At 70.4% G+C, this 791-nt stretch carries 1 protein-coding gene and 1 pseudogene; both read left to right on the forward strand.

The window, feature by feature from the left end:
• A pseudogene (locus VP06_RS35730) lies at positions 1-307 on the forward strand (ABC transporter ATP-binding protein C-terminal domain-containing protein); the annotation flags it as partial.
• A gap of 89 nt (positions 308-396) precedes the next feature.
• On the forward strand, positions 397-780 hold the full coding sequence (locus tag VP06_RS38435; protein WP_245291410.1) for a putative hemolysin: 384 nt from the start codon (positions 397-399) through the stop codon (positions 778-780).
• The last annotated feature ends 11 nt before the right edge of the window (positions 781-791 follow it).

Genomic DNA, 791 nt, shown 5'->3' on the forward strand with positions numbered 1-791 from the left:
CCGGCACCCTGTCGGGTGGCGAGCAGCAGATGCTCGCCATGGGCCGGGCCCTGATGCTGCGGCCCGAGATCCTGCTCCTCGACGAGCCGTCGATGGGCCTCGCGCCGAAGCTGGTCGAGGAGGTGTTTCGCATCATCCGTCGGCTGAAGGAGGAGCAGGTGACGATGCTGCTCGTCGAGCAATTCGCCATGGCGTCGCCGACCACGCCTACGTGCTGGAGAATGGCCGCATCCGCTTCCAGGGCCCGGCGGCGCAGCTGCGCAACGATCCGCAGGTGCGGGCGGCGTATCTGGGCGGGGGGCACTGACGCCTCGGACCGGTGGGGCGCCCTTGCGTCACCGCCGGTTCATCGTGCCTCTCCTATCGTGGCGCCGGATACGGGGTCAGGAGAGAGCCGTGACGTCGTTGCTTGCTGCCGCTTTGCTCACCCTTGCCGCCGGCGCGTCCCATGCCTGGGCCATGGGCAACCCCGCCTCGGCCTATTGCATCTCCGTCGGCGGGCGCCTGGAGATCCGTAAGGACGCCCAGGGCGGCGAGGCCGGCTATTGCCATCTGCCGGACGGGCGCGTCGTCGAGGAGTGGCAGCTGTTTCGCGGCGCGAACCGGCCCATGCCGGTCGGCGGCGGCGGGAATCCGGCCTCAGTCTATTGCACGTCCGTCGGTGGGCGTCTCGAGATGCGCCAGGGGCCCCAGGGCGAGTCCGGCTTCTGCCAGCTGCCCGATGGCCGCGTCGTCGAGGAATGGCAGCTTTTTCGCGGCGCGCATCAGCCGCCGCGCTGACGACGGGCTGG

The organism is Methylobacterium aquaticum, from assembly GCF_001043915.1.
GTDB lineage: Bacteria > Pseudomonadota > Alphaproteobacteria > Rhizobiales > Beijerinckiaceae > Methylobacterium > Methylobacterium aquaticum.